Here is an 18495-nt window from a genome sequence, read left to right on the forward strand (position 1 = left end):
GCTCCACCGAACCGCAGATCAATAGAAACGAATCATATGAAACCCATCAAAGTAGGCTTGTTAGGCGTCGGCAACGTCGGCTCCGGAACGTTCAACGTGTTGGAACGCAACCAGGAAGAAATCCGCCGCCGCGCCGGTCGCGGCATCGAAGTGGTCGCCGTCTCGGCCCGCAACCTCGAGCGCGCCAAGGAACGCACCGGCGGCAAGGTCAAAGTGGTCGCCAACCCGTTCGACATCGTCAACGATCCGGAAATCGACATCGTCGTCGAGCTGATCGGCGGCTACGACGAGGCCAAGGCGCTGGTGCTGCAAGCCATCGCCAACGGCAAGCACGTGGTCACCGCCAACAAGGCGCTGCTGGCTGTGCACGGCAACGAAATCTTTGCCGCCGCGCAGGAAAAGGGCGTCATGGTCGCCTTCGAAGCGGCGGTGGCCGGCGGCATCCCTATCATCAAGGCGCTGCGCGAAGGCTTGACCGCCAACCGCATCGACTGGCTGGCCGGCATCATCAACGGCACCACCAACTTCATCCTGTCCGAGATGCGCGACAAGGGCCTGGACTTCGCCACCGTGCTCAAGCAGGCGCAGGAACTGGGCTACGCTGAAGCCGACCCGACCTTCGACATCGAGGGCGTGGACGCGGCGCACAAGGCTACCATCATGTCGGCCATCGCCTTCGGCATTCCGGTGCAGTTCGACAAGGCGCACGTCGAGGGCATTTCGAAACTCAATGCGATCGATATCCGCTACGCCGAGCAACTGGGCTACCGCATCAAGCTGCTGGGCATCGCCAAGCGCGCCAAAGTCAACGGCGTCGAGGGCGTGGAACTGCGCGTGCATCCGACCCTGATCCCGAGCAAGCGCCTGATTGCCAATGTCGAAGGCGCGATGAACGCCGTGCTGGTGCAGGGCGACGCCGTCGGCGCGACCTTGTACTACGGCAAAGGCGCCGGCGCCGAGCCGACCGCCTCGGCCGTGATCGCCGACCTGGTCGACATCACACGCCTGGCCACGGCCGATCCGGAACACCGCGTGCCGCACCTGGCGTTCCAGCCGAACGCGATGACCAACATCGAGATCCTGCCGATGTCGGAAATCACCACCAGCTATTACCTGCGCATGAATGTCAGCGACCAGCCCGGCGTGCTGGCCGACCTGACCCGCATCCTGGCCGACGCGACCATCTCGATCGACGCCATGCTGCAAAAGGAACCGGCCGACGGCGAAACCAAGACCGACATCATTTTCCTGACACACCAGACGCAGGAAAAAAACGTGACGGCGGCCATCGCCAAGATGGAAGGCCTGTCGACCGTCTGCGGCAGCGTGACGAAGATTCGCCTGGAAAACCTGAGCTAAGGATCGCGAAGGGAGGGGAGTACGCCCGGATAATCGGTTCATATTGATTATCTGGCAATTCTTTAGGCAAAAAAAAGTCCGGGTAGCGTCTACGAACGCTACCCGGAAAAGGGTCAGTTACTAGGGTGGTGTTGCGGTACTACGGATACTTCTACTGCAAGGTTTTTACTGCGGGAAACTCTTACTGCTCAAATGCGGTGGTACTGCTTACTTCGAAGCGACGGTCAGTTCGCTTTTTACTTCCTTAACGCCAGGGACGGCCGATGCGACCTGAATGGCTTTGGTGCCAACTTCAGTGCTCGGGACGGCGCCGCTCAGCACAACCACACCGTCGGTGGTGGTCACGCCAATTTGTTTTTGATCGGCCAGGGAAGCCTTGATCTTGCTGGTGATTGCATCATCATTGGTGGCGGTGCCAGTCTTGGCGGCTCCAGCCATAGCACCTTCTTGCTGACCCGCTGCGAAGGCGGTACCAGTAGCTGCTGCAGCGGTGAGGGTAGCTGCAACCATCAGGCGGGCGATCAGTTTGGTAGTCATCATGATTTGCTTCCTTTACTCAAGTTTAGGTGAAACGTCTGTGACGTAATCCTATCCTTAGCAATCGGCGTGCCAGCTATTAAAAGCCTTTTAAAATCATGAGCTTATGAAGATATTTCCTAAAGTTAATTGTCAAATCGTGACGTTTACGTCTACATTCCGGCGATTTTGTCGTGAAATGGCGACAGCTTGCTGCCGCCATTTGGTAAGTCATTGATTTTTAAGGGGATCGTCTTGTCGCTCGGTGGCGACAAGGGTCGGGTCGGTGCGGAAAAGGCTGGCGTCGAGGTCGTATTTCTGTAACAGACGGTAGAACTCGGTCCTGTTGCGTTCCGCCAGGCGGGCGGCGTCGGCCACGTTGCCGTCGGTGAGTTTGAGCAGCTGGACCAGATAGTTGCGCTCGAAGCGCTGCTTGGCCTCCGTATAGCTGAGCACTTCCAGCGACGGCACGCGCAGCGCCCGCTGCACCAGCGACAATGGAATCAGCGGCGCCGTCGCCAGCGCACATACGTGTTCCACCACGTTATACAGTTGCCTCACATTGCCCGGCCACGAGGCGGTGGTCAGCGCCTCCAGCGCGTCCGGGGCGTAGCCGCGCACTGTTTTGCCGTATTTCGCCGCCAGGGTGTGCAGGAACTGGGTCGCCATCGGCGTGATGTCCTCGCGCCGCTGCGACAGCGGCGGCAAGGTCAGGGTGATGACGTTGAGCCGGTAATACAAATCCTCGCGGAACTGGCCTTCCAGCATGGCCGCGTCGAGGTCGCGGTGGGTGGCCGACAGGATGCGCACATCGACCGGCCGTGGAACATCCGAGCCCAGCTGGCGCACCACGCGCTCTTGCAGCACGCGCAGCAGCTTTACTTGCAGCAGCAGCGGCATATCGCCGATCTCGTCGAGGAACAGGGTGCCGCCGTCGGCCGCCTGCACCAGCCCCTCGCGGGCGCTGACTGCGCCGGTGTAGGCGCCCTTGACGTGGCCGAACAGCTCCGATTCGAGCAGCGCCTCGGGAATGGCGCCGCAGTTGACGGCGATGAAGGGCGCCTTGGCGCGGCGGCTGGCGCGGTGGATGGCGTTGGCCAGCAGTTCCTTGCCGGTGCCGCTTTCCCCGCGGATCAGGATGCTGGCGTCGGACGCGGCCACCAGCCGGGCCTCGGCCAGCAGCTCGTCCATGCGCTGGCTGCGGCTGATCAGGCCGGCGCGCCAGGCCTCGTCGCCGTTGGACGGACTGGCGGCCGGCGCCGACAGGCTCAGCGCCTGGGCGATGCGGTCCAGCAACAGCTTGGCGTCGAACGGCTTGGTCAGGTAGGCGTAAGCGCCCAAAGTGGTCGCCTCGATCGCGTCCGGGATGGTGCCGTGGGCGGTCAGCAGGATGACCGGCAGGGCCGGGTAGTTGTGGCGGATTTCCTGGAACAGCGACATGCCGTCGCGGTCCGGCAGGCGGATGTCGCTGATGACCAGACGAGGCAGCTCGATCGACATGCGCGCCAGCGCCGCCTCCGCGCTGCCGACGCCGGTGACCCGGTAGCCGTTGGCGGTCAGCCGCATCGATAGCAGCCGCAGCAGGTCGGCGTCGTCGTCCACCACCAATAAGTGGGCGCCCTTGCCGGCCGGGTTGCGGGCGGCGCCGGCGGCGGCCAGTTGGTCGTCGGCCGCGCTCATTTGATGATCCCTTGCGGCGCGCTGGCGGCCGGACGGACCGGCAAGGTGCGCTCGATGTTTTTCAAGCCCTCCACCATGTCGTTGAGCTGGTCGATGCGGCGCTGGCTATCCTTTTGCTGCGCCGCCAGCCGGTCCACATGCTCGGCCAGCCGGCGCGCCTCGGCGCAATTGCTCGACAGTACCAGCGCCAGCGGCTTGAAGGCCGCCGCCTCGCTGTCGGTGGAGTTGCCGACGCCGTCGAACAGCGTCTGCGCGCGGGCCAGGTCGCCGCCGCCGCGCGTGAGCATCAGCACCATGCCCATCTGCATGGACAGGCGCGGGCTGCGCGGCTGCTGGGTCAGGCCGCTCAGCTCCTTGAGCAGCTCGCCCTGGCTCATGCGCCGCAGCGACTGGTGATAGCTCAGCAGCGGCCCCACCTCGTCAAGCGGTGGCGGCGGCGGCGCCAGTTCCACCACCGGCGGCGGCGGTGGGGGCGGCTGCGGCGCGGGCGCCGGCTTGGGCTGGATTTGGGTGCAGGCGGCCAGCACCAGGCATAGCAGCACGCACAGCAGGCGCGCCGGCGCGCGGGAGGAAGCGGATTTTGCGTAAGGCATCATATTCACCATCGTGGGCGGACTTCAGTAAGGTAGTTCAATTCGGAAACGGGCGCCCTGGTCGGACGGCAGCAGTTGCAACACGCCATGGTGCGCGGCGATGTATTCCTGCACGATCGACAGGCCAATGCCGTTGCCGCGGCGCGCGCCGGGCGGCTGGCGCTGGCCCTGGTAAAACGGCTCGAAGATGCGCGCGGCGTCGTTCGGCGCCACGCCGGGTCCCTGGTCGGCGCAGTCGATCAGCAGCCGGTCGTTGCGTTCCTCGAGCTTGAAGCTGATCACGCCGCCCTGGGGGCTGAACCGCAGGGCGTTTGACAGCAGGTTGCCGATCGCCACTCCCATCTTGTCGGCGTCGACCGTGATCGGCCGCGCCTTGCCCTCGATGTTGACGGTCAGCTTGGCCGCCTGCCATTGCAGGCGCTGGCTGTCGATGGCGCGCGCGAGCAGGGCCGACATGTCGGTCTGCTCCAGGTGCAGGTGGTGGGCGTCGAAGGTGGCTTCGTTGTAGCGCAGCAGCGCTTCGATCTGCGACTGCAGCGCCGCCGTGTTTTGATTCAGTATACCGGCGATTTCGCGCTGGTTGGGCGATAACGCCCCGGCAACGCCATCTTCCAGCAGGGCAACGCCTTCGCGCAACGCCGCGAGCGGGGTCTTCAGTTCGTGCGAGATGTGGCGCAGGAAGCGGGACTTGTCCTCCTCCAGGTTCGAGAGGCGCTGGCGCAGCCAGTTGAGCTGCAGGCCGACGCGCTGCAGGTCGGCCGGACCACGCACCTCGATCGCCTCGTCGAAGCGGTTTTCGCCGAGCCGGTCGATCGCCGACTCGATCTGCGCCAGCGGACGCGACAGCCACAGGCCGAAGCCGCCGGCCAGCAGCGCGGCCACCACGATGGAGGCGATCACTTGCGCCTTGAGCACGGCGCGCCGCTGGTCGAGCTCGGCAAGCAGTTCGGTGTTGCGCAGTTCGACCTCCTGTTTGACCTCTTCGGCCAGCTGGGTGTTTATACGCGGCAACAACGCCAGTACTTTTTCCAGCGCCTGCCGGCGGGCGCTGGTGCGCGCGCGGGTCGGCATTTGCAGGATGTCCCAGGCTTGCTCGCCGGCCTGGCGCCAGGTGTCGAAGGCGATGTTGGGAGCATGGGGCAGGCCGCGCTGGACGGCGTCGAGCGCGGCGCGGGCCTCGCGCCAGGCGTCGGCGTAGCGCATGCGGAAGGCGGGATCGTCCAGCACCAGGTATTGGCGGGCGCTGCGCGTCATCGCCACGCTGCGCTCGGCCAGCTGCTGGGTGTTTTCGGTGAGCGCCAGCGCGTGGTGTCCGCTGTCGCGGCTGTGGAAGGCGAGACGGTCCAGCGTCCACAGCGCGTGCAGGGAGGCGGCACTCAGCAATACAGCAATCAACAGGAAGACGCCCAGCAGTAACTGGCGAAACGAGAGTTTCGAGAGCATCGTTGGTCGTATGGGAGAAATGCTGAATGATAGGCCAAACCGCGCCCGAGGTGTGTTTAATTGGAAATATTGCGGGGGCGGGCGCGGCGCGCGGGCGCCGGCCGCCACCGGTTAAGGGGCCTTGGTGTGTGTCGTCGCTTCCGCCAGGTCGCCGGGCGCCATCTCGAAGGTGGCCACATCGGTCTCGTACCAGCGCTCGATGCCCCTGAAGCGCATGCCGATGCGCCGCATGACGGCCGACGAGGGCAGGTTTTCCTGGCGGCAGACCGCACACAGCTCGCTGGCGCCCAGGCGCTCGAAGGCGAACCTTGCCATGGCCAGCGCCGCCTCGGTGGCGTAGCCTTTGCCCTGCTGGTCGGCGCGCAGGCGCCAGCCCAGCTCCAGCGGATTGCGCGGGTCGCGTTCGATATGTTGCACGGCGCCGGTGCCGACGGTCTCGCCGCTGTCGCGGGCGATGAAAACCCACCAGGCGTGCCCCAGCTCTGTCCACTTGGCCTTGTTGCGGGCGATGAAGGTGGCGGTATCCTCGGGCGTTTCCGGCCGCCCGGTGATGTAGCGCATCACCTCCGCATCGCCGTTAATCGAGCGCAAGCCGTCGAAGTGGCGGTCGTCCACCGGCTCCAGCCGCAGGCGCGCGGTGGTCAGAATGTTCGAGGGCGCCGCCGTCATGCCGCCGGGCCGACGTCCATGCCGTCGTAGGATTCGAGACCGTGCTCTTCGGCGAACTTGTAGAACTGCTGGTTGCGGGCGTGCAATGTGTCGACCGTGTGCTTCTCGACCTTCTCGATGTGCAGCCACCACAGCGCCGGCGCGTCGCCGTCGGGTTTGGAGTCGTAGATGCCGACGATCTGGTATCCCTGGGCTTTCAGCGGCGCCTGGACGGCCTCCAGCTTGGCCTTGTCGGCATCGGCGAAAAAGTAGCCCCACAACAGCGGCTTGTTGCTGTCCCACGGGGCGTTCTGTTTCATGTCGGCGAATAGCTCGACCATTTCTTCTTTGGTGATCATGTGTGTCTTTCTAGCGGCGATAAAAGGAGACGCCGGCGCGATGAATGTGGGCTAACAGTTCGGGATTGTCGATGTGGTCGCGGATCGACAAGTCGATCTTGTATGGTAGCAAAAGGTCGTCCAGATCGGTGTCGATCCTCAGCAACGACGGCAACGTGAGATCGGTCCCGACAAGGCAGAGATCGATATCCGATCCGGACTTGAAGTTCCCTTTCGCCCGCGAACCGTAAAGTATCACTTGCTCCACCTCGGGATAGGCCGCGAACACGCGTCCCATGGCGTCGATGACTTCACGCTTGAGTCCAAATATTTGCGGTGAATCTTTAGTCAGCATTGGCTAGCTCGGTCATTTTCTGCTCAAGGGTCTTGAACAGCGAAAAATAATTGTTGAGAATCAGGCGAGATATTTCATCTGCCGTTTCCTTGTTGTACGTATGCGCCGACTGATTCCGGCTTTTGATCATGCTCATCCAGATGTCGCCATCTTGGAGCAATCCCAACTCGCACGCCTCGCGCGTGGCATCCCGTGATCCATGGATCGCGTTATTCCCCTGATATTGCAGGTAGTCCTTCAAGACGTTCCATGCGAGTTCGTGCGTAAACTCGAAGGCCTTGATCAGCCCTTGCTGCTCAAGCTCGTTGAGCTGTCGCTGGTCGACGAACTTTTGGAGTTGCGACAGCGCGCGCCGATAGTTTGACAGGCGTTGCTGCCAGCGTACGTCCAACTCGCTCATAGTAGGCCTTTGTGAATCGCTGTGCGGTGGAAAACTCGATAGCGTCATTTTACCGCTACACGGTGGTTCCGTTGCATCGGCTTGTTCAGGGGCGTGCGAAGGTTACCGTCACCTTCAATCCCTTGCCGCCGGCCGCTTCGTCGAGCGCGATGGTGGCGCCGTGCAGGCTGGCGATGTCGCGCACGATGGCCAGGCCGAGGCCGGCGCCGCCGGGGTTGCGCTCCAGCGTGGCGGCGGCGCGGTAGAAGGGCGCGAACACGCGCTCGCGCTCGGCCGCCGGGATCCCGGGGCCGCTGTCCTCGACCTCCAGCGCGATGCCGCCGGCGTTCGGGCCCTCGGTCACGCGCAGCGCCACCTGGCCGCCGGCCGGCGTGTAGCGCAGCGCGTTGTCGACCAGGTTGGCGATCATCTCGTGCAGCAGCAACGCCTGGCCGCTGACGACGCAGTCGCGCTCCGCTTCCAGCGACAGGTCGATGTTCTTGGCCACGGCCGCCATCGCCATCTCCAGCCCGACTTGGCGCGCGACGTCGCGCAACGAGACCGGCTCCGCCTGCGAAGCCGCGCCATCGGCGTCGCCGCCATGCTCGATGCGCGCCAACGTTAGCAGCCGATTGGCCAGGTTGACGGTGGAGTCGGTGGTGGCGGCGATGCTGTGGACGATGTGGCGCAGCGCCGCCTTGGTCTCTTCGGGCGCCACGCCGGCGCGGTCGCATTCGCGCAGCGCCAGTTCGGCCTGCGTCTTGAGCACGGTGAGCGGCGTGCGCAATTGGTGCGAGGCGTCGGCGATGAAGCGGCGCTGGCTGCTGATTAATAGCTGCAGGCGCGAGCGCGAACTGTTCATCGCCGCCACCAGCGGCCGCACCTCCTTGTGCACCAGCGCCGGATCGACGTCCGATGAATCGTTCAGGCTGCGCGTTTCCACCGCGATCTTCAAGCGCATCAGCGGCTGCAGCACCAGCCGCACCGCGAACCACACCAGCAGCGCGAGCGCCAGCAGCAGTAAGGCCTGCCACGTCAGCGTGTCGAACAGGATCTGGTTCGACAGGCCGCGCCGCGCCTCCAGCGTTTCGCCGACCTGGATCAGCGCGATGCCGCGCATCGAGTCGTCGTACACCGGCTGCAGCAGCGCGGCGATGCGCACCGGCTGGCCGTTGTAGTTGGCGTGATAGAAGCGCACCAGCGCCGGATAGGCTTCCGAGCGCGGCACGTTGGCCGGCACCGCCGGCAGGTCGCCGTAGCCGGACACCGTCTCGCCGTTGATGCCGGTGACTTTGTAGTAGATGCGCCCCAGCGTGTCGGTCTCGAAGCTGTCGAGCGCGACGTAGGGCACGTCGGCCACCACCTTGCCGCCGACGATGGAGACGCGTTCGGCCAGCGCCCGGGTCGACGCCAGCAGCGAGCGGTCGTAGGCGACATCGGCCGCGTCCAGCGCGTTGTGGTAGACCGAGACGGTGTTGAGCGTGACCAGTGCCAGCAAGGGCCCCAGCAACCAGCGCAGCAACTGGCCGCGCAGGCTGCCCAAGGTGGCGCCGGGGCCGAAGCGTTTGGCAAGCCTGGTCAAGAGCGGCATCGGTGTGGGGCTCCGCGCGTCAGTCGGCGGCCAGCGCCGGACGCGGTTGCAGCAGGTAGCCGATGCCGCGCAGGGTGGTGATGATGGCGGCGTCCGGCGCGGCGATGTCGAGTTTTTTGCGCACCCGGTGGATATACAGCTCGATGGCGTCGATGTTGGCGTCGTCGGCCAGCGCGAACACTTCGTCGAACAGTTTTTCCTTCGAGACGGCGCGGCCGGCGCGCGTGATCAACGTTTCGAGCACCGCGTGCTCGCGCGGCGTCAGCGCCAGCGCGCTGCCGGCGTAGGTGAACATGCGCGTGACGGTGTCGAAACTGAGCGCGCCGCAGTGGTGCACCAGGGCCTCGTTGCCGACGCTGCGGCGCAGCAGCGCCTTGACGCGCGCCTCCAGCTCCGCCAGTTCGAACGGCTTGGCGAGATAGTCGTCGGCGCCTAGGTTCAGGCCCTGAACCCGTTCTTCGAGTCCGCCGCGCGCGGTGAGGATCAGCACCGGCGTCTGGCCGCGCGGCGCGGCGCGCGCGCGCAGGCGCTTGAGCACCTCCAGGCCGTCCATGCGCGGCAAGGTCAGGTCCAGGATCAGCAGCGCGTAATCCTGCGTGTGCAGCAGGGCGTCGGCGTCGGCGCCGTTGTCCGCGCATTCAACGGTCAGGTGGGCGTCGCGCAGCGCTTTGGCCAGCCAGTGCGATAGCTCGGTGTGGTCTTCAACTAACAGTATGCGCATAAATTCTTGCCATGGCGTAAAAATGGGTTCAGTGTAAGGCCAGAATCATCGTCGCCCGCGCGTTAAAAGGGAAGGCCTATCGGCTTTGTGGTGCGAGGACGACAGGAAATACCCTTCCTGAGGTAGTGAAAGGTAGGTGAAAGGTAATTGAAAGGATGCGACTTCTATAGTGGCACCCTGATCGCAAATATCAGGCATCACGAATAACTATATCCACTGGAGACACAATGAAAAAATCCCCATTCAGCCTCGCCATCCTGGCATTGGCAGCCGCCGCCGGCGGTGCCGCCCAGGCCCAATCGAATGTGCAAGTCTATGGTTTGCTGGACGTCGGCGTCGAAAATGTGAACAACGCCAGCGCCACCGGCGGCAGCAAGACCAGCGTCATCTCGGGCGGCATGAATACTTCGCGCTGGGGCATCCGCGGCACCGAGGATCTGGGCGGCGGCCTCAAAGCCGTGTTCAATCTGGAAGGCGGGATACTGATGGACACCGGCGCCCAGGACGGCGCGCTGTTCCGCCGCCAGGCCTACGTGGGCCTGGAAGGCGCCTTCGGCCGCGTGGTCGTCGGCCGCTCCTTCACCAGTGTCTACGACACCGTGATCAGCTACGATCCGATGGGCTTCGCACCGTATTATTCGTGGGCGACCACGGGACCGGCCACGGGTCCGAGCAAATATGGTTTCACGACCGGCTACGATAACCTGATCAAGTACAGCGGCACCTTCGGCGATTGGCGCTTCGGCGCCAACTACGCCGCCGGCGAGCAGACCACCGGCGTGGCCGACAGCGCCAAGATGGGCGCCACCGTCGCCTACAAGTTCGGCCCGGCCAACGTGATGGCCACGTATGAGCGCAACAACGGCAACACCGTGGCGGCCACCGGCAACCGCGATGAAAACACCGTGTGGCACATCGGCGCCAACTACGAAACCGGTCCGCTGAAATTCTGGGCCGTCATGCGCGACTACAACCTGACGGCCGGCCGCGCCGCGACCGCCGATGTCGAAGCCACCACCACCTGGGGCGGCGTCGCTTTCAAGCCTAACGAAGTCACCACGCTAACCGCGGCGGTCTACCACATCAACGTCAAGAACGTCGCCGCCGGCCGCGATGCCGATCCGACCATGTACGTGCTGCGCTACCGCTATGCGCTGTCCAAGCGCACCGACCTGCATGTCTCGGGCGCTTACGCCAAAGCCAAGAACGGCCAGCTCACCGGCTTGTCGCGCGACGACGCCGGCTTTGCCAACAGCCAGCGCGGCATCACCGCCGGCATGCAGCACCGCTTCTAAGCCGCTTCGCAACGAAGACCGGGCCGCGTCGATATTTTTCTGAAAGTCGACGCGGCCTGAAAGCGCTTTGAAAGCTTCACCGCTCTAAGATAACCATACAAGATGACTAAAGTTTTGCAGGCTTTGATTGCCGCGCTGTTTTTACTATGCGCGGTGGCGCGGGCGGCAAGCGTGGAGTGCATCGTCCCCTCCAAACCGGGTGGCGCGATGGACCTCACTTGCAAGCTGGCGCAAAAGGGCCTGCAGGGCTTGCAGGGTTTGCCCAATGCGCCCAAGCCGCCGCCGTCGGATATGCGGATCTCCTATCTGCCGGGCGGTATCGGCGCGGTGGCCTGGCATTCGCTGGTGTCGCAGCGGCGCCGCGCCGAGCCGAACACGCTGGTGGTGTTTTCCGGCGGCTCGCTGCTCAATCTGGCGCAGGGCAAGTTCGGCAAGGCCACCGCGAACGATGTGCGCTGGGTGGCCGCGCTGGGAACGGATTACGGCATGATCGCGGTGCGCGCCGATTCTCCCTACAAGACGCTGGCGGAACTGCTGGCGGCGTTGAAGAAGAATCCGCAGAAGGTGCTGATCGGCGTCTCCGGCACCATTGGCAGCCAGGACTGGCTGAAGATGGCGATGGTGTTCAAGACCGCGGGGCTGGATCCGAAGGTGCTGCGCTTCGTGGCGCTGGAGGGCGGCGGCGAGGCCTTCACGGCGATGCATGCCAATTATGTGCAGGTGGTGTCGGGCGACGCCAGCGAGGCGACGCTGTACGCGGCCGACGGCAACACCCGCGTGCTGGCGGTGCTGTCGGAGAAGCGCCTGCCGGGCGTGCTGGCCGGCGTGCCGACCGCGCGCGAGCAGGGTGTGGACGTGGTGTGGCCGGTCATCCGTGGTTTGTGGATGGGCCCCCAGGTGCCCGATGCGGTTTACCGGCAGTGGGTGGCGACCTTCGACCGCGTGCTGGCCGATCCGGGGTTCGCGCAGACCCGCGTGGCGTTGGGGTTGTATCCGTTCGGGCTGACGGGCGACGCATTGAAAGCTTATGTAACAAAGGCCGTAGACGATTACGGCAGGCACGCCGCCGAACTCGGTCTGGTGCGCTGATCACAAAAAAACTAATAAAACAATTGGAGACTAAAAAATGATGTTCAAGACCTCAGTGGCCGCCGCATGCGCGTCCCTCTCGTTCGCGCTGTTCGCAAGCTCCACCGCCGCCCTGGCGCAAGTGCCGGCCGGCTATCCGGCCGACTACCAGAAGATCATCGACGGCGCCAAGAAAGAGGGCAAGCTGGTGGTCTACGGCGCCACCGACAGCAAGGCCACCGCGCCGCTGATCAAGGACTTCAGCGCCCAGTTCCCCGGCATCACCGTCGAATACAACGACATGAATTCGACCGAGGTGTACAACCGCTTCATCTCCGAGGTGGCGGCTGGCGGCAACACCGCCGACGCGGTGTGGTCGTCGGCGATGGACCTGCAGATGCGCCTGGCCTCCGACGGCTACGCGATGAAGTACAAATCGGTCGAGGCGCCCAAACTGCCGGCATGGGCGATGTGGGACGACCAGGCCTACGGCACCACCTTCGAGCCGGCCGCCATCGTCTACAACAAGCGCCTGGTCGACGCCAAGGAAGTGCCGTACACGCACGCCGACTTCGCCAAGCTGATTCAGACGCCGAAGTTCAAGGACAAGGTCACCACCTACGATATCGAAAAATCGGGCGTCGGCTTCATGTTCATGACGCAGGACGCGCGTGAGAATCCGAAGTTCCTCGACATGCTCAACGCCTTCGGCGCCGCCAAGGTGCGCGTGCAGTCGTCGACCGGCACCATGATGGAGCGGATTTCCTCGGGCGAGAACCTGATCGGCTACAACGTGGTCGGCTCCTACGCGCTGGTGCGCGCCAAGACCGATCCGTCGCTCGGCGTGGTGCTGCCGAAGGACTATACGCTGGTGATGTCGCGCGTCCTGTTCATCAACAAGGCCGCCAAGAATCCGAACGCCGCCAAGCTGTGGCTGGACTACATGCTGTCCCACCGCGGCCAGACCATCATCGCCAACGATTCCAAGCTGTTCGCGATCCGCGCCGACGTCACCGGCGAGACCACCTCGGCGGAACTGATCAAGCAAATCGGCAAGGACAACGTCAAGCCGGTGCCGGTGCATCCGATGGTGCTGCAGTTCCTCGGACCGGCCAAGCGCATGGCTTTCCTCAAGCAGTGGAAAGAATCGGCCGGCAAGAAGTAAGCCGCCGAAGCAAACCTCTGAAGTAAGCGTCACCTTAGGTCCACCCAACGCCGCATTGAGGCGGGGTTGGGTGCCCGCACGCGTCTGAAAAACGGAATTCCTATGCAAACTATGACACTCCCCGGCTCCGGCCGGCGCAGCCTGAACTGGCCGCGCGGCGTGGTGGTGGTACTCGCCTCCATCGCCATCTTCCTGCCGCTGTTCCTGATCTTCTATCAAAGCTTTTTGAGCGCGCCGTTCTTCATGCCGGTCAAGGAGCTGGGCCTCGACGCCTACCGCTTCATCTTCGACGATCCCGATTTCACGATGGCGTTCAAGAACGCCTTCTTACTGGCCGTCGGCCTGGCCGCCATCGCCGTGCCGCTGGGCGGCATGCTGGCCTTCCTGATGATCCGCACCGACCTGCCGGCCAAAGGCTTCATCGCGCCGCTGCTGCTGGTGCCGATCTTCGTCTCGCCGATGGTGATGGGCTTCGGCTACGTCGTCTCGATGGGACCAGTCGGTTTCTATTCGTTGTGGGCCAAGGACATCCTCGGCATGGTGCCGTGGAATATCTACTCGTTCACCAGCATCGTGGTGATCGCCGGCCTGACCCACGTGCCGCACGTGTACCTGTACGCCTCGTCCGCGCTCAAGAGCCTGGGCTCGGACGTAGAGGAAGCCGCGCGCGTCGCCGGCGCCTCGCCGCTGCAGGTGATGTTCAACGTCTCGCTGCCGATGATCACGCCGGCGCTGGCGTATGCCGGCGTGCTGGTGTTCTTCCTCGGCTTCGAGGTGTTCGGCCTGGTGCTGGTGCTGGGCGACCCGGAGGGCCACATGGTGCTGGCCACCTATCTGTACAAGTTGACCAACAAAATGGGCACGCCGTCCTACCACCTGATGGCCGCCGTCGCCGTCTGCCTGGTGATGGTGACGATGCCGCTGGTGATGGTGCAGCGCCACCTGCTCAAATCGGCCAACAAGTTCGTCTCGATCAAGGGCAAGGGCGCGCGTTCGAAGCCGATGCCGCTGGGTAGCTGGAAGTGGCTGGCCTTCGCGCTGATCTTCGCCTGGCTGATGTTCACCATCATCATGCCGCTGTCGGGCATCGTGCTGCGCTCCTTCGTCCAGTACTGGGGCGAGGGCGTCAAGCTGGCCGAGGTGCTGACCTTGCAGCACTTCCGCGAGATCCTCGAGCAGCCGGCGCTGGTGCGCGGCATCGTCAACACGGTGCTGATCGGCGTGATCGGCGGCGCGCTGGCGGTGATCTGCTACAGCGCCATCGCGCTGGCGATGCACCGCAAGCCGGACGCCATCACCCGCTTCCTCGACTACAGCGTGCTGGTGCCGCGCGCCGTACCGGGCCTGCTGGCCGGCCTGTCGTTCCTGTGGGTGTTCCTGTTCGTGCCGAGCTGGCTCGATGGCATGTTGAAGGGCATGGACAACGGCGTGGCGCTGTGGCTCAGCGAGCACGCGATACCCCTGCTGCGTTCCGTGCGCTCGACCATCTTCGCCCTGTGGCTGGCGTATTCGGTGGTGTGGCTGGCCTACGGCATGCGGCTGATCTCGACCGCGCTGCTGCAGGTGGGCCCGGAGCTGGAGGAGGCGGCGCGCGCGGTTGGCGCACGGCGCGGCCAGGTCACGCGCGATGTCACGCTGCCGCTGGTCAAATACGGCTTGCTCGGCGCCTGGCTGATGGTGTTCCTGATCTTCGAGCGCGAATACTCGACCGGCGTGTACCTGCTCACGCCCGGCACGGAGGTGATCGGGGCGATGATCGTGTCGCTGTGGGCGAGCGGCTCCACGGATCTGGTGGCGGCGCTATCGTTCATCAATATCTCGCTGGTGGCCATCGGCCTGGGCATCGCCTTGCGCTTCGGCGTGAAGCTCCATAATTAATTAAAAAATATGAAACGAGACACCACCATGAATGAACTTACCGTCAACGATCTGCACCTGGACTACGGCACCGGCGCCCATGCCAATCAAATTCTGAAGGGTGTGTCGATGCACCTTCAGAAGGGCGAAGTGGTGGCGCTGCTCGGGCCTTCGGGCAGCGGCAAGACCACTTTGCTGCGCGCGGTGGCCGGCCTGGAAAGCGCCAAGCAGGGCACCATCGCCATCGGCGACCGCAATGTCTACGACGGCTCGAAGAACTTCGAGATGCCGGCCGAGCACCGCAACCTGGGCCTGGTGTTCCAGTCCTACGCGCTGTGGCCGCACAAGACGGTGTTCGAGAACGTCGCCTATGGCCTCAAGCTGCGCAAGATGGGCGCCAGCGACATCAAGGACAAAGTCGCCGACGTGCTGAAAAACCTGGGCCTGGGCCATCTGGCCGAGCGCTATCCGCACCAGCTGTCCGGCGGCCAGCAGCAGCGCGTGGCGATCGCCCGCGCGCTGGTCTACAACCCGCCGGTGATCCTGCTCGACGAACCGCTGTCGAACCTGGACGCCAAGCTGCGCGAGGAGGCGCGCGCCTTCCTGCGCGAATTGATCGTGCGACTGGGCCTGTCGGCGCTGATGGTGACCCACGACCAGGCCGAGGCCATGGCGATCTCGGACCGCATCCTGCTGCTCAATAACGGCAAGATCGAGCAGCAAGGCACGCCGCAAAGCATGTACGAGACGCCGGAGACGCTGTTTACGGCGGAGTTCATGGGCAGTAACAACCGCCTGCCGGCCAAGGTCGTGCAGCGCGACGGCGCGCTGGTGCGGCTCGACGTCAACGGCACCACCGTCACGGGCACCGCGCGTGGCGCCGGCGGCGGCGAGCCGTCGACCATCATCCGCGTCGAGGAAGTGAAGATCAGCCCGACGCCGGTGGACAACGCCATCGAGCTGCCGCTGCTGACCTGCATGTACCTGGGCGACCGCTTCGAATGCCTGTTCAAGAGCCCTGCGGGCGGCCCCGAGTTCGGCCTGCGCGCCTATTCCAAGTACAAGCTGGAGGCTGGTAACTATTGGTTGCAACTGCCTGTCGACAAGTTGTGGGTGTTCTAAAACGCCATCATCCATACTGATTTGGTCGACGAGAGGACGGGATCGCAGCGATGCGGCCCGTCTTTTTTTATGCGCGGGGCCAAACAACTGTGACATTTGGTGAGAAACTCGTCTGTAAGTTGCACAAAATTAGAGCGCAATCAACAAAAATGTTGCTTCTGAGATATTTTCCGCGCGGATTGTCCACGGCTGTCGTTTATAATTTTAAAAGTACGTCGGCCTGGCATTTGTCCGCTGCATGTGAGCGCGAGTTCGTACCTTCTTCTACCTCAGAACTCTGGATTATTTGTTAACATGCGCACTCATGGCGTCACTTTTTCAATCGTCAGCCACGCCGCATGGGCACCCGGCCTGACCACGCCGGAGGCTTGGGCGCAGTGGGCGCGCGCGCCGCACCGCATCGTGCCGGGCGAGGAACCCGTGGTCAAGGCGATGCCCGCGATGCTGCGGCGGCGGGCGGGATTTTTGGGGAAGATGGCGCTGGAAGTGGCCTACCGCTGCCTCGATGGACGCGGCGCGGAGTCGGGCGACGGTGCTGCCAACATCCCCACGGTTTTTTGTTCGCGCCACGGCGAAGTGTCGCGCGCGCTCGAGTTACTGAGCGATCTGGCGCGCGGCGAGGCATTGTCGCCGACGGCATTCAGCATGTCGGTGCACAACGCGACGGCCGGCCTGCTGACCATCGCTCGCAGCGACCGCGCCAACCACATCGCGCTGGCCGCCGGCGCGGCGACGATCGAACATGCGGTGATCGAGGCGTGTGGCCTGCTGGCCGACGGCGCGGAGATGGTGCTGCTGGTGGCTTCCGATTGCCAGCTGCCCGAATTGTTTTTGCCGTTCCAGGAATGCGAGGAGCAACCGCACGCGTGGGCATGGCTGATGAAGGGCGCCGCCGCCGGTGACACCGACGCCATCGCCTTGCGCTGGAGCGCCAGCGACGAGGCGCCGGCGTCCGGCATGCCCGGCGGCCTGGCGGTGGCGGCGTTTCACCTGGGCGGGGCAAGCCGGATGGAGCGCTGCGATGGCCGCATGCGCTGGAGCTGGAGCCGCGATGCTTGATGCGGCGCTGGCCCGGCTGTCGCTGTACTGGCGCGTGTTCGCCACAGGGTTGAGTTTTACGGTGTTCGGCGTTGGCGGGCTGCTGATGCGCGTCGTGCTGTTCCCGGTCTTGAACCTGGTGGTGCGGCGCAAGGAGCGGCGCGTGGCGGCGGCGCGCGGGTTGATACGGCTGGCGTTTCGCACCTACGTGGACATGATGCGCGCGCTGGGCGTGCTGCGTTACGAGGTGCGCGGTCTGGAAAAACTGGAGCGGGGCGGTTTGCTGATACTGGCGAACCATCCGACCTTGATCGACACCGTGTTCCTGATGGCCTTCGTGAAGAACGCCGACTGCATCGTCAAGGGCGCGCTGTGGAACAACCCGTTCACGCGCGGGCCGGTGCGGGCGGCGGGCTATATCAACAACGAGGGCGGGGCGGCGCTGGTGGACGATTGCATCGCTTCCCTGCGGCGCGGTAATAACCTGATCGTGTTCCCCGAGGGGACGCGCACGCCGGCCGATGGCGTCATCAGCATGAAGCGCGGCGCGGCCAATATCGCGGTGCGCGGCGCGCGCGCCATGACGCCGGTGCTGATCCGCTGCGACCCGCTCACGCTGGGCAAGGGCGAGAAGTGGTGGCGCGTGCCGCCACGGCGGGTATTGATACGGATAGACGTCCAGGACGACCTGGCGATCGAGACGTTTACGGGCAACGGCGCCAGCGAAGTGATGGCGGCGCGCCAGTTGACGGAATTTTTACAAGACTATTTTACCGGGAAGTACCAACGTCATGCTTGAACTGGAAGTGAAAGAACTGATCATCGAAGTGCTGCAACTGGAAGACATCACGCCGGACGATATCGACAGCGCCGCACCGTTGTTTGTAGAAGGCCTCGGACTCGATTCGATCGACGCGCTGGAACTGGGCGTCGCGTTGCAGAAGAAGTACGGCATCTCGCTGTCCGCCGATTCGGAGGACACCCGCCGCCATTTCGCGTCGGTACAGGCGCTGGCGTCGATGATCGAGACCCATAGAAAGAAATAAGGGAGCAGGACATGATAGCGTTGAATGACATGAGCAGGGACCAACTGCAAGCCTGGGTGATCGATCTGTTGGCCGACATGTTCGAACTCGATAAAGCGGGACTGACCGCCGATTCGAACCTGTACGCCGATCTCGATATCGACAGCATCGATGCGGTCGACCTGGCCGTCAAGCTCAAGCAACTGACCGGCAAGCGTTTGCAGCCGGAAGTGTTTAAGACCATCCGCACCATCGGCGACGTGGTCGACGCGCTGGCCGGCATGACGGAGCAGGCGGCTTAA

Annotated in this window: 20 protein-coding genes; 10 read left to right on the forward strand and 10 right to left on the reverse strand. The window is 64.1% G+C overall.

Annotated elements, in window-relative coordinates; translation table 11 throughout:
• Nucleotides 1-36: 36 nt before the first annotated feature.
• Complete coding sequence (locus NHH73_09465; protein ID USX28484.1) at nucleotides 37-1359, forward strand: homoserine dehydrogenase; 1323 nt, start codon at nucleotides 37-39, stop codon at nucleotides 1357-1359.
• 207 nt (nucleotides 1360-1566) lie between these two features.
• Here the strand turns inward: NHH73_09465 and NHH73_09470 are convergent, their stop codons facing one another.
• The 10 genes from NHH73_09470 to NHH73_09515 all read right to left on the reverse strand — a co-directional run bounded on the left by NHH73_09470 (nucleotide 1567) and on the right by NHH73_09515 (nucleotide 9623).
• Nucleotides 1567-1899, reverse strand: a complete 333-nt coding sequence (locus NHH73_09470) for a BON domain-containing protein (protein USX28485.1) — start codon at nucleotides 1897-1899, stop codon at nucleotides 1567-1569.
• A 207-nt stretch (nucleotides 1900-2106) separates the two neighbouring features.
• A complete protein-coding gene (locus NHH73_09475) occupies nucleotides 2107-3555 on the reverse strand; it encodes a sigma 54-interacting transcriptional regulator (protein USX28486.1) in 1449 nt (482 codons plus the stop codon).
• On the reverse strand, nucleotides 3552-4151 hold the full coding sequence (locus NHH73_09480) for a hypothetical protein (protein USX28487.1): 600 nt from the start codon (nucleotides 4149-4151) through the stop codon (nucleotides 3552-3554). The genes NHH73_09475 and NHH73_09480 overlap by 4 nt, the downstream gene beginning before the upstream one ends.
• A 21-nt stretch (nucleotides 4152-4172) precedes the next feature.
• Nucleotides 4173-5591: a HAMP domain-containing histidine kinase gene (locus NHH73_09485; GenBank protein USX28488.1), complete on the reverse strand. Its 1419-nt coding sequence runs from the start codon at nucleotides 5589-5591 to the stop codon at nucleotides 4173-4175.
• A gap of 111 nt (nucleotides 5592-5702) precedes the next feature.
• Complete coding sequence (locus NHH73_09490) at nucleotides 5703-6260, reverse strand: GNAT family N-acetyltransferase (GenBank protein ID USX28489.1); 558 nt, start codon at nucleotides 6258-6260, stop codon at nucleotides 5703-5705.
• Nucleotides 6257-6598 carry a ribonuclease E inhibitor RraB gene (locus NHH73_09495; protein ID USX28490.1) on the reverse strand — a complete coding sequence of 114 codons (342 nt, stop codon included), beginning with the start codon at nucleotides 6596-6598 and terminating at the stop codon, nucleotides 6257-6259. The genes NHH73_09490 and NHH73_09495 overlap by 4 nt, the downstream gene beginning before the upstream one ends.
• 10 nt (nucleotides 6599-6608) lie before the next feature.
• Nucleotides 6609-6932, reverse strand: a complete 324-nt coding sequence (locus NHH73_09500; GenBank protein ID USX28491.1) for a nucleotidyltransferase domain-containing protein — start codon at nucleotides 6930-6932, stop codon at nucleotides 6609-6611.
• The gene (locus tag NHH73_09505) at nucleotides 6922-7332 is read right to left on the reverse strand and encodes a nucleotidyltransferase substrate binding protein (protein ID USX28492.1); all 411 of its coding nucleotides are present in this window, start codon (nucleotides 7330-7332) and stop codon (nucleotides 6922-6924) included. Before NHH73_09505 ends, NHH73_09500 begins: the two co-directional genes overlap by 11 nt.
• 85 nt (nucleotides 7333-7417) lie before the next feature.
• Nucleotides 7418-8902 (reverse strand): sensor histidine kinase N-terminal domain-containing protein, encoded by a 1485-nt coding sequence (locus NHH73_09510; protein ID USX28493.1) that lies wholly within the window; start codon nucleotides 8900-8902, stop codon nucleotides 7418-7420.
• Between the two features lie 19 nt (nucleotides 8903-8921).
• The gene (locus NHH73_09515; GenBank protein ID USX28494.1) at nucleotides 8922-9623 is read right to left on the reverse strand and encodes a response regulator; all 702 of its coding nucleotides are present in this window, start codon (nucleotides 9621-9623) and stop codon (nucleotides 8922-8924) included.
• Between the two features lie 227 nt (nucleotides 9624-9850).
• Here NHH73_09515 and NHH73_09520 point away from each other — a divergent pair, with 227 nt between their 5' ends.
• From NHH73_09520 to NHH73_09560, 9 genes are all read left to right on the forward strand, one after another.
• Nucleotides 9851-10918: a porin gene (locus NHH73_09520; protein USX28495.1), complete on the forward strand. Its 1068-nt coding sequence runs from the start codon at nucleotides 9851-9853 to the stop codon at nucleotides 10916-10918.
• 102 nt (nucleotides 10919-11020) lie between these two features.
• Nucleotides 11021-12007: a tripartite tricarboxylate transporter substrate-binding protein gene (locus tag NHH73_09525; GenBank protein ID USX28496.1), complete on the forward strand. Its 987-nt coding sequence runs from the start codon at nucleotides 11021-11023 to the stop codon at nucleotides 12005-12007.
• A gap of 37 nt (nucleotides 12008-12044) precedes the next feature.
• Nucleotides 12045-13151 carry an ABC transporter substrate-binding protein gene (locus tag NHH73_09530; GenBank protein USX28497.1) on the forward strand — a complete coding sequence of 369 codons (1107 nt, stop codon included), beginning with the start codon at nucleotides 12045-12047 and terminating at the stop codon, nucleotides 13149-13151.
• Between the two features lie 102 nt (nucleotides 13152-13253).
• Nucleotides 13254-15029 carry an iron ABC transporter permease gene (locus tag NHH73_09535; GenBank protein ID USX28498.1) on the forward strand — a complete coding sequence of 592 codons (1776 nt, stop codon included), beginning with the start codon at nucleotides 13254-13256 and terminating at the stop codon, nucleotides 15027-15029.
• Nucleotides 15030-15056: 27 nt separating this feature from the next.
• Nucleotides 15057-16130, forward strand: coding sequence for an ABC transporter ATP-binding protein (locus tag NHH73_09540; GenBank protein USX28499.1), 1074 nt, complete (start codon nucleotides 15057-15059; stop codon nucleotides 16128-16130).
• 294 nt (nucleotides 16131-16424) lie between these two features.
• On the forward strand, nucleotides 16425-17189 hold the full coding sequence (locus NHH73_09545; protein ID USX28500.1) for a beta-ketoacyl synthase chain length factor: 765 nt from the start codon (nucleotides 16425-16427) through the stop codon (nucleotides 17187-17189).
• Nucleotides 17182-17967, forward strand: a complete 786-nt coding sequence (locus tag NHH73_09550; protein USX28501.1) for a 1-acyl-sn-glycerol-3-phosphate acyltransferase — start codon at nucleotides 17182-17184, stop codon at nucleotides 17965-17967. The genes NHH73_09545 and NHH73_09550 overlap by 8 nt, the downstream gene beginning before the upstream one ends.
• The gene (locus NHH73_09555) at nucleotides 17960-18214 is read left to right on the forward strand and encodes a phosphopantetheine-binding protein (GenBank protein USX28502.1); all 255 of its coding nucleotides are present in this window, start codon (nucleotides 17960-17962) and stop codon (nucleotides 18212-18214) included. The genes NHH73_09550 and NHH73_09555 overlap by 8 nt, the downstream gene beginning before the upstream one ends.
• Nucleotides 18215-18225: 11 nt before the next feature.
• Nucleotides 18226-18495, forward strand: coding sequence for an acyl carrier protein (locus NHH73_09560; GenBank protein ID USX28503.1), 270 nt, complete (start codon nucleotides 18226-18228; stop codon nucleotides 18493-18495).

The sequence above is a fragment of the Oxalobacteraceae bacterium OTU3CINTB1 genome (assembly GCA_024123955.1).
In the GTDB taxonomy this organism is placed as follows: Bacteria; Pseudomonadota; Gammaproteobacteria; order Burkholderiales; family Burkholderiaceae_D; genus Rugamonas.

Excerpts from the sequence above, each read along its gene's own strand:
- NHH73_09465 (USX28484.1), top strand. The coding sequence starts at position 37 with ATGAAACCCATCAAAGTAGGCTTGTTAGGCGTCGGCAACGTCGGCTCC.
- NHH73_09470 (USX28485.1), bottom strand. The coding sequence starts at position 1,899 with ATGATGACTACCAAACTGATCGCCCGCCTGATGGTTGCAGCTACCCTC.
- NHH73_09475 (USX28486.1), bottom strand. The coding sequence starts at position 3,555 with ATGAGCGCGGCCGACGACCAACTGGCCGCCGCCGGCGCCGCCCGCAAC.
- NHH73_09480 (USX28487.1), bottom strand. The coding sequence starts at position 4,151 with ATGATGCCTTACGCAAAATCCGCTTCCTCCCGCGCGCCGGCGCGCCTG.
- NHH73_09485 (USX28488.1), bottom strand. The coding sequence starts at position 5,591 with ATGCTCTCGAAACTCTCGTTTCGCCAGTTACTGCTGGGCGTCTTCCTG.
- NHH73_09490 (USX28489.1), bottom strand. The coding sequence starts at position 6,260 with ATGACGGCGGCGCCCTCGAACATTCTGACCACCGCGCGCCTGCGGCTG.
- NHH73_09495 (USX28490.1), bottom strand. The coding sequence starts at position 6,598 with ATGATCACCAAAGAAGAAATGGTCGAGCTATTCGCCGACATGAAACAG.
- NHH73_09500 (USX28491.1), bottom strand. The coding sequence starts at position 6,932 with ATGCTGACTAAAGATTCACCGCAAATATTTGGACTCAAGCGTGAAGTC.
- NHH73_09505 (USX28492.1), bottom strand. The coding sequence starts at position 7,332 with ATGAGCGAGTTGGACGTACGCTGGCAGCAACGCCTGTCAAACTATCGG.
- NHH73_09510 (USX28493.1), bottom strand. The coding sequence starts at position 8,902 with ATGCCGCTCTTGACCAGGCTTGCCAAACGCTTCGGCCCCGGCGCCACC.
- NHH73_09515 (USX28494.1), bottom strand. The coding sequence starts at position 9,623 with ATGCGCATACTGTTAGTTGAAGACCACACCGAGCTATCGCACTGGCTG.
- NHH73_09520 (USX28495.1), top strand. The coding sequence starts at position 9,851 with ATGAAAAAATCCCCATTCAGCCTCGCCATCCTGGCATTGGCAGCCGCC.
- NHH73_09525 (USX28496.1), top strand. The coding sequence starts at position 11,021 with ATGACTAAAGTTTTGCAGGCTTTGATTGCCGCGCTGTTTTTACTATGC.
- NHH73_09530 (USX28497.1), top strand. The coding sequence starts at position 12,045 with ATGATGTTCAAGACCTCAGTGGCCGCCGCATGCGCGTCCCTCTCGTTC.
- NHH73_09535 (USX28498.1), top strand. The coding sequence starts at position 13,254 with ATGCAAACTATGACACTCCCCGGCTCCGGCCGGCGCAGCCTGAACTGG.
- NHH73_09540 (USX28499.1), top strand. The coding sequence starts at position 15,057 with ATGAATGAACTTACCGTCAACGATCTGCACCTGGACTACGGCACCGGC.
- NHH73_09545 (USX28500.1), top strand. The coding sequence starts at position 16,425 with ATGCGCACTCATGGCGTCACTTTTTCAATCGTCAGCCACGCCGCATGG.
- NHH73_09550 (USX28501.1), top strand. The coding sequence starts at position 17,182 with ATGCTTGATGCGGCGCTGGCCCGGCTGTCGCTGTACTGGCGCGTGTTC.
- NHH73_09555 (USX28502.1), top strand. The coding sequence starts at position 17,960 with ATGCTTGAACTGGAAGTGAAAGAACTGATCATCGAAGTGCTGCAACTG.
- NHH73_09560 (USX28503.1), top strand. The coding sequence starts at position 18,226 with ATGATAGCGTTGAATGACATGAGCAGGGACCAACTGCAAGCCTGGGTG.